The sequence below is a fragment of the Streptosporangium saharense genome, from assembly GCF_014203715.1.
In the GTDB taxonomy this organism is placed as follows: Bacteria; Actinomycetota; Actinomycetes; order Streptosporangiales; family Streptosporangiaceae; genus Streptosporangium; species Streptosporangium saharense.
Genome location: NZ_JACHJP010000021.1, coordinates 18,375 through 26,496 on the forward strand (window position 1 = coordinate 18,375; position 8,122 = coordinate 26,496).

The 8,122-nt window shown below is 70.5% G+C and carries 4 protein-coding genes; 2 read left to right on the forward strand and 2 right to left on the reverse strand.

What is annotated here, in order from left to right; genetic code table 11:
• Positions 1 to 367 precede the first annotated feature (367 nt).
• Together mobF and FHS44_RS39860 are read left to right on the forward strand one after the other, a co-directional pair.
• Complete coding sequence (mobF, locus tag FHS44_RS39855; protein WP_184725788.1) at positions 368 to 4,876, forward strand: MobF family relaxase; 4,509 nt, start codon at positions 368 to 370, stop codon at positions 4,874 to 4,876.
• Between the two features lie 62 nt (positions 4,877 to 4,938).
• The gene (locus FHS44_RS39860; protein WP_184725791.1) at positions 4,939 to 5,484 is read left to right on the forward strand and encodes a hypothetical protein; all 546 of its coding nucleotides are present in this window, start codon (positions 4,939 to 4,941) and stop codon (positions 5,482 to 5,484) included.
• Positions 5,485 to 5,564: 80 nt separating this feature from the next.
• Here the strand turns inward: FHS44_RS39860 and FHS44_RS39865 are convergent, their stop codons facing one another.
• Both FHS44_RS39865 and FHS44_RS39870 read right to left on the reverse strand, forming a co-directional pair.
• Positions 5,565 to 6,431: a hypothetical protein gene (locus FHS44_RS39865; RefSeq protein WP_184725793.1), complete on the reverse strand. Its 867-nt coding sequence runs from the start codon at positions 6,429 to 6,431 to the stop codon at positions 5,565 to 5,567.
• On the reverse strand, positions 6,428 to 8,122 hold a 1,695-nt coding region (locus FHS44_RS39870; RefSeq protein WP_184725802.1), incomplete at its 5' end, for a type IV secretory system conjugative DNA transfer family protein. The genes FHS44_RS39870 and FHS44_RS39865, both read right to left, overlap by 4 nt.

Below are 8,122 nucleotides of genomic sequence, written 5' to 3' on the forward strand. Positions count from 1 at the left end.
CGCGGCCGTCGCCGTCGCCGAGCACCAGGGCGTGCGCGGCCGCGCGGGCCGTCCGGCCGCCGTCAAGATCGTGACTCGCCTACCCCGCCCCGCCCCGCCCCGCCCCGCCCCGCCCCGCCCCGCCTCGCTGTCGTCAGCCCGAGCCCGCCCCCCACCCCTTAGCGATCACTTCCCCCCTCCATCATGATCCTTCCTCCCTCTTCCTCTCCTCTCTCTGCTCCTCATCTCATCTCTCCTCTCTCTCCCACCCCTAAAATCTAAAAGCCACCACACCTAGGCATTATTAATGATCATGGTAGAGTAGTGCTACCCGTACGATCTTCCGCCACGCCCTCCGGGGCGGTGCCCCGGAGAGGAGGTAGCCCAGATGCTGAGCATCGCTGCCGGGTATGACCCGGGCTACCTCACGCGGTCTGTCGGCCGAGGGGCGGAGAACTACTACCTCAGTGCGATCGCCGAGCACGGCGAACCACCGGGGATCTGGTGGGGTCTAGGGGCTGAGGCTCTGGGCTTGGAGCCCGGCTCTCTGGTGGACCCCGCGATCATGGAAAAGCTGTACAGCACCTTCCTTGACCCCCGGGACCCTGGCTTTCTGGATAAGGACATTCCGGACGAGGAGAAGGGGCGTCTGGGGCGTCGGCCGAGCCAGTACAAGTCCGCTGAGACGATCCTCGCGGGGCTGCTGGCGGCCGAGCCGGAGGCCACGGCCGAGCGGGCCGAAGAGCTACGGATCCAGGCGAAGAAGGAAGCCCGGTCGGCCGTGTACTTCTTCGACCTCACCTTCTCCCCGACGAAGTCGGTCTCTCTGCTACACGCGGGTCTGCAGGCGTCAGCCGTCCAGGCTCGTGAGGCGGGCCGGATCGAGCAGGCCGAGGCGTACGAGAAGGCCGCCGCCGCAGTCTGGGACGCGGTGCTGGCCGGGGCGACCGCGAGTCTGGCCTACACCCGGGACCACGCGGGGGCCGCGCGGGCGGGATATCACGGGGTGACGATCGAGGGCCGCTCGACCGGCCGGTGGGTTGACGCGGGCCAGTGGGTGGTGAGCCAGTTCCGCCAGCACACCAACCGGGAAGGGGAGCCGCAGCTACACGTCCACCAAGCGGTTCTGAATCGGCAGTTGTGCGCGGATGGACAGTGGCGAAGCCTGGACTCCCGGGCCGTGCACAAGGTGCGGGCGGCCGCCGCCGCTGTGGGTGAGCGGGTGATGGAGGAGCGGCTTACGAGGACGCTCGGTGTGGAGTGGCGTTCCCGTCCGGACGGCAACGGCCGCGAGGTCGTGGGCGTGACCGAAGCGCAGATCGAAGCGTTCAGTACGCGTCGGGTGCAGGTGACCGCTGACCTGGAGCGGCGGATAGCTGATTATGAAGCGGCGCACGGGTGTAAGCCGAGCGCCAGGGCGATTTTCCAGATGGCTCAGCACGCGACCAAAGCGACCAAGGCGGGGAAGAGGAAGGCGAGCGAAGCGCCGAGCCGGGCTGAGGAGCTTAAGGAGTGGGAGCGGCGGACGACTGAGCGGGAGATCGAGCTGCTGACTGAGATCCCGGGAGCGGCCATCGGCCGTGTGCCGCCAGAGCGTCAGGCCGCCTACCAGGCCCGGCTGGCGGACCTGAACATGCGTCGGGTCGCCGCAGCGGCGGTCAGGGAGGCCCAGGCCGCGAAGAGTACCTTCAACCGGTACGAGGTCATCCGCTACATCAGTCGGCACTTGCCCGACCACCTCGGCGGGCTCCCGGCCGAGCGAATGGAGGCCATGCTGGAGGAGCTGGCCGACCTCGCGCTCGACCCCACAGGTGCGGCGGGGGCACGGCTGTTGACCGCGCCGGAGCGGGTCGAGGTCCCGGCCGAGCTGAGGCGGGCGGACGGGCGCAGCGTGTACGAGGCGCCGTGCGCGCAGCGGTATGCCACCGCGGAGCAGCTGGACACGGAGACGGAAGTCATCACGACCGCGCTTGGGACCGGCGCCCCTCGGCTTGACGCCGCAGTGGCCGCCGCTTCGTTGGGCTTGGAGGTTGCTTCGGACGGGCGGGTGTCCCGCTCGACCGGGGCGACGTCGGCGGCGTCGTCGCTTCGGCTCGACCAGGCCGCGGCCGTGTACGGCATCGCAACGTCGGGCCGACAGACGGACGTCCTCGTGGGTCCGGCCGGGGCCGGTAAGTCGTACACGGTGGCGAAGCTCGCCGAGATCTGGCGGGAGCAGACCGGGGGGCGAGTCGTCGGACTGACGCTCGCTCAGAACGCCGCGAACGTGCTGAAGGGCGAGGGGCTCGATTCCGCGTACAACATCGAGCAGTGGCTCAGGGCTGTGAAGCGCGGGACCGCTCGGCTGGAGCCGGGGCAGCTCGTCGTCGTGGACGAGGCTTCCATGGTGGGCACCGACTACATGCGGAGGATCCACCGGCTCGCGGCGCGGGCCGGGGCGAAGGTGCTGCTGGCCGGTGACCAGGAGCAGCTGGGAGCGCCCGGTGTCGGCGGCATCATGCGGCAGCTCACCGCGACCGCTGGAGCTTACGAGCTGGTAGACGTGCAGCGGATGCGCGAGCAGTGGGAGCGCGAGGCTTCCTTGAGGCTGCGCGACGGTGACGCCCAGGTGCTCGGCGAGTACGACCGGCGCGGCCGGATTCGTGAGGGCACGCAGGAGGAGATGGAAGAGGCTGCTTGCCAGGCATACCTGGCGGATCTCCTCGCGGGGCGCCGGACTCTCCTCTTGGTCTCCACGAACGAGAAGGCGTCGCAGCTGTCGGCCCGCGTGCGGGCCGAGCTGGTCGCATACGGGGTGGTCTCTGCTGGGGGCGTCAGGCTGCGGGACGGCAATGCGGCAGGTATCGGCGACCTGATCATGGCGAGGCAGAACGACCACAAGCTGAAGATCGGCGACCGATCACTGACCAACCGGGACGTTCTCAAGGTTGAGGCAGTGGGGGCCGGGGTGCTGGTCGCGCGCCTCCTGGATAAGAACGGCCGCGCGGGCGAGCAGATCACGCTCAGAGGCGAGTACGTCGCCAACCACATCGAGCTGGCCTATGCCGGGACGGTGCACGCGGCGCAGGGGCGCACCGTTGACACGGGGCATAGCCTCGTGGACGACCAGGTCTCGCGGCGGATGCTGTACGTCATGCTCAGCCGGGCCACGGATGGGAACTACGCCTACGCCGCCGCCACACCGCGCCCTCAGGCGGACCTGAGGTCGGGCCCTGACCAGGCGGCCGAGGACGCCCCGGAAGTACAGGGCGGCGACGGCCTGACGGTCCTTGCGGCGGCGCTGGAGCGCGTCGAGGACGATCAGACCGCGCTGGAGGCGGCGCGGGCCGAGGCCCAGCGTGTGACCCATATGGGCCACCTGGGCAGCATGTGGCTGGACGTGATCCGCGAGTACAGCGCCGACGCCTACATCTCCCAGGCCGAAGCCCGAGGCATCCTCCCCGCTGAGGAGGCCGCGCGGCTCCGCACAGACGAGGCCAAGGGCACCCTCGGGCGCCTCCTGCGACAACTGGAGATGTCCGGCCGGGACGCCGCAGCGATCCTGGGACAGGCCATCACCCAGCGGGAGCTGGACAGCGCCGACTCCCCGGCCCAGGTACTCCACTGGCGCATCACCAAGGCCGCAGAGACGGCCGGAGTCAACGCCAAGACCCTGGAGCCCTCCGAGGCACAGATCCGGGGCACCTGGATGGACCGCACGCCTGACCTGGCCAACCCGGAGATCACCCGGTTCGCGGGCGACCTGGCTATGGAGATGGAGCGCCGCACGCTCCAGCTCGGTGAGCGTGCCGCCCAGCGGCCGCCGACCTGGCTGATCGAGGCCCTGGGCGAGATCCCGCCCGGCCCGGTCGAGCGCGGAGAGTGGATCGACCGGGCCGGGCGGGTGATGGCCTACCGCGAGCAGTACGGCTACGAGGTCACGTCCGATGCCATCGGTACCGCGCCGAGCCGGGCCGTGCCTGAGCAGCGGACCGCTTGGTATGCGGCCTATGACGCGCTGGGGCGTCCCGAGCAGGAGCGGGACGTCGCCGCGGCGACGCTCGGCGAGCTGTGGGTCATGAGAGCGGCTTATGAGCGTGACGCCCGCTGGGCTCCGCCGTACGTGGCCGACGACCTCAAGGCCACGTCGATAGCCCAGCGCGAGCACGCGGCCGAGGCCGTACGGCTCCGCGCGCAGGCCAGGGCCACGGCCGACAAGACGGTGGCCAATGGTCTGTGGACTCAGGCCCAGGGGCTGCAGGCCATGGCGGCCGAGCTGGAGGAACAGCGGGTACGCCTGGCCGAGATCGACGCGGCCCGGCAGGCATGGCACACAGCCACCCAGGACGCACGGGTCATGGCCATGCGGGCCGACGCGGAGCTACGCCGTCGCCCCGACGTCCGCGCCGAGCTGCTCCCGCCGCTCCACAAGCTCCTGTCGCCATTCCAGAAGCTGCTTGTCCGACCGGCCGCTGAGGCTGAGGGCAGGGAGGCCCCGGCCAGGCATGAGCAGCTGACCCTTGACCTGGGCATACCGGAGCCGGAGACCTCCGCGCAGGTCAGCATCGAGGCGCCGGAGACACCGGAGCCGCCGCAGGCCGTGGCGCAGATTCAGGGCCAGGAGGCGCTGGACCTGTACGGCGAGGCCGGGATGCAGGAGCGCACCGCGGCCGCGATCCTGCAGGCCCGCGCCGCCCGCGCTATTGCGGCCGGGCGGGCCGAAGCCGAGGACCTGGCCGCCGAGCGTCTTCGCCGTAGCCAAGACGAGCGCCTGGCCGCCGAGCGCGACGCCGAACGGGAGACCGAGCGCCTGGCCGCCGAGCGTGCCGACCTGGAACGGCGGGAGGCCGAGCGGGCACAGCAGGCACAGCAGGCCGCGGCTTTGGAGTTCGAGCGAGACGAGGACCTGTCGCTATGAGGAAACGGGAAACACCGTGGAGGCCGGTCACGCCAGGCTTCCACGGCGTTACCGTGGCAAACATGACAGTGCCTGCGAACGACAAGCCGTTCCAAGTGCCCTGGCAGGAACTGGCCCGGCGCGCGGCCGCCACCTCCCAGCCAGACATGACTCCGCTGTCCCCGAGCGATCGTGACAAGCTGAGGCGGCGTCTTGATGCTCCAGGCGGGTGGCGCTTGGCTTTGACTCCTCGTGAGTACGCCGAGTACTGCAACATGGGCGTCGTCCGCTCGCCGGAGGCCGTCGCACAGGTAGAAGCAGTGAACCGCGAGGACCTGGCACAGTACCGTGCTGATGGCGTCCAGCCAGGACATGAGGACTGGGGACTGCAGCAGTACACCGAAGGTGTTCTCGCGGCCCTGACCTGGGCCACTGGTCGCGCCCTCAAAGCCCCGCTCAGTGGCGTACAGACCGCCCGACCCTCGCACGAACAGATGTGGGCCGAGGCGACGCTGGGGGAGGAGATCGCCCGAGGGCAGCGCGCGAGCACCCTTCACAGGTCGTACGGGACCGGCGTGGAGGCCGCACTGCTTTGGCTGATCGCCCGGTCGGACGACCCGCCGATCTGATCTGACAGCTGACGGAGAAGGGCCGTGCACCTCAGGTGCACGGCCCTTCCTGGGTCTCTACGGAAGCAAAAACGCGCGTTTTAGATCAGGGAGCTTTCGTATCTCTGATACTCCTGCGGAGTGATCTGGTAAGCGATCCACAGCTCACTGGCCCTGGCCTGGGCAGCGGCCTGGAGAGCAGGGTCTTGCTCGCGATTGGCATTGGCTTGGGTGACGAGGGCGTGCACTTCGCCGAGCTGGCCGATCCGCTCGACGGCCTGTACGGCGGCCGTATCGTCGCGCGGAGGCCGGGGCACTGGGTGGGGGCGGGGGTCGCTCGGTGCGGGGCAGTCCTGGGCTTGGGCGGCCGCAGTAGTGAGGACGTCGGCCAGGAGCCGCCGAAACTCGCCGCCGGTGTGGGCGCGCCCGCCCTCGTAGTCGTAGGCAGTCTCGTAGGTGACTCGGAGCAGCGCCAGGTCATTGACCATGGCGCGGTGGTGCGGCCAGCACGGCGGCAGGAGGTCACCCGAAGTGGGCCACCCAGTCATCAAGACGTCCCTCACCCACGCCGCGAGGTCCGTCATCCAGTCGAGCCGCTCGGCCGGAGGAACGTGGACCCAGTCCACCGGGCGGGGAGGAGTGTCCGCGCCCGCCTTACCGCCCTGGCCCACGTCGGCCAGCTGCTGGACGGCAGCGGAAAGGCCGGCGACTTCCCCGGCCAGCTGCTCCAGCTGAGTGGTGCGCTGCTGGAGACTCGCCACTGCGACCGGCAGCGCGCCGAGCTTCCCGACCTGACGCGCGGCGGCGGCCTGTTCGGCGACGAGCTGGTCGACGCGGGCGCGCAGCCGCCCGACATCGACGCTCACGGCGGACACCGCCGTCAGGACCGCAGGCAGGTCAGAAGCACCACGGTGGGCCCCGCCGTCACCGGCAGGGCCCACGATGTCACCCAAGTAGTCCTCGCTCACTGGCCATCCCAGGGGCGCCACGTGCCCGAGGTGTCGGGCTCAGCAGGCGAGGCCAGAGGCAGAGGCTGAGTCTCCTCCGGAGCGGCCACGCGCCGCTCTCGACGGGAGGCGATCTCGTCGGCAGGGCGGGACATGCGGGCCAGCTCAGGCCGGGGCTCCGGTGTCGGCCAAGCCGTTGTGACCCCAGGGAGCTGGATTGACATGCCGCTCTTGACCCACTCCTTGTAGTCCCGTCTCAGCCAGCCGCGCTCCACGTGCACGATGGTCGGCTGGCGGTCGCCGAGGATTACCACGGCGTGCCAGGGCGGGAGCTGCCGCATGGCGGACGGCGGCAGGATCGGCACCCTCTCGTACGTGGGGCGGGTGCGGTGCTGGGCTTGGCCCTTGGCGTCTCGGCCCTCCGAGATCCGCTCCACGCCGGTCTGGACCCGGACCTCTCCCGCCAGGCGGGAGACGCGCTCCATCATCTCCACGTCACTGGACGCGGTGTAGAGGATCTTGCAGGTGGCTGCCTGCCAGATGGTCTCGGCGCCGTGCTCGCCCCAGCGGGCTTTGAAGTGGCTCCATGCCTGGCCGATCAGGTGCAGGACCACTCCGGACCCGGCCGCGTACGTGACCCAGGTATGTACCGGGATCGGGCAGATGTTGGCGACCTCGTCCAGGACGAGGCTGAGGGGCGGGTCCAGCGCACTGGCCCGGGCTCGGGACCCTTCTCCCACGGCCCGGTGGAAGATCTCCGCGACGAAGGTCAGGAAGAGCGGTGCCAGCTCGGTCGAGTCCGCCGACGCCACGAGGTACAGAGTGTCTCGGCCCGAGAGGAACTGATCGACGTCGAAGAGGTCGCCGCGCGTCCGAGGCTCGACCGATGCGGCGGCCGAGGGGTTCGACAGGAAGCGCAGGCACCCGCGGATCGTGGTGGCGACGCTGGCTTGGGTCCGCTCCGGCAGGCCCAGATATTCGGCCACCGCGAGCCGGGCCTCAGGGTAGGCGCCCTCGTGGCCCTCCAGGACCCTTAGGGCGACCTCGTCTCGGGACACGATCCACTCGTGTACGGTCCGCAGGGTGACCCGGGCCAGCGCCCCGGCGTGCAGGTACCCGGCCAGGGTCAGGACCGCCTGGTCACTCCAGAAGGAAGCGTCGGTGACCGCGCTGGCGGACATCCCGGCCACCAGGTATCCGGCTCGGCGGATCGCCGTGTCGGGGTCCTGGCACCCCGCCACGAGGTTCCACCGCAGCGTCGTGCCCCAGTCCCCTACGCCCCCGGGATTGAAGACGTGCAAGTGGCCGTCCCGCTGGCGCACACCAGCGGTCATGCTGACGAGGTCGCCCCGGATGCTGGTCACGATGACCGGCCCGGGGGCGTCCAGGATTCGGCCGACCGCCGCCGCAGACTTGCCCTGCTGCGGCGGGGCGATGGTCAAGGTGACGTCTTTGAGGGTCGCGTACGCCTTACGGCCCCAGGGCCGTGCACGGCCGAGGTAGACCGCGTACGCGGAGGGCGGCCCGAGCCATCTGTCCCGCAGGCTCAGGGACGGCCGGGACCGGCGCGCCACAGCGCGGGCGCGGCGCGGGCTGTACCCCCGGTACAGCTCCCACAGGCCCGCGTACCCGGGGCCGGGCCGAAGGACGCGCAGCTGCAGGCGACGCCGCAGCGAGAGCCGGGGCATGCGGGGCGTGCGCCCGATGCGGGA

Bases quoted from the DNA above. Each gene is read 5' to 3' on its own strand.
- mobF (WP_184725788.1), top strand. From the start codon at position 368: ATGCTGAGCATCGCTGCCGGGTATGACCCGGGCTACCTCACGCGGTCT.
- FHS44_RS39860 (WP_184725791.1), top strand. From the start codon at position 4,939: ATGACAGTGCCTGCGAACGACAAGCCGTTCCAAGTGCCCTGGCAGGAA.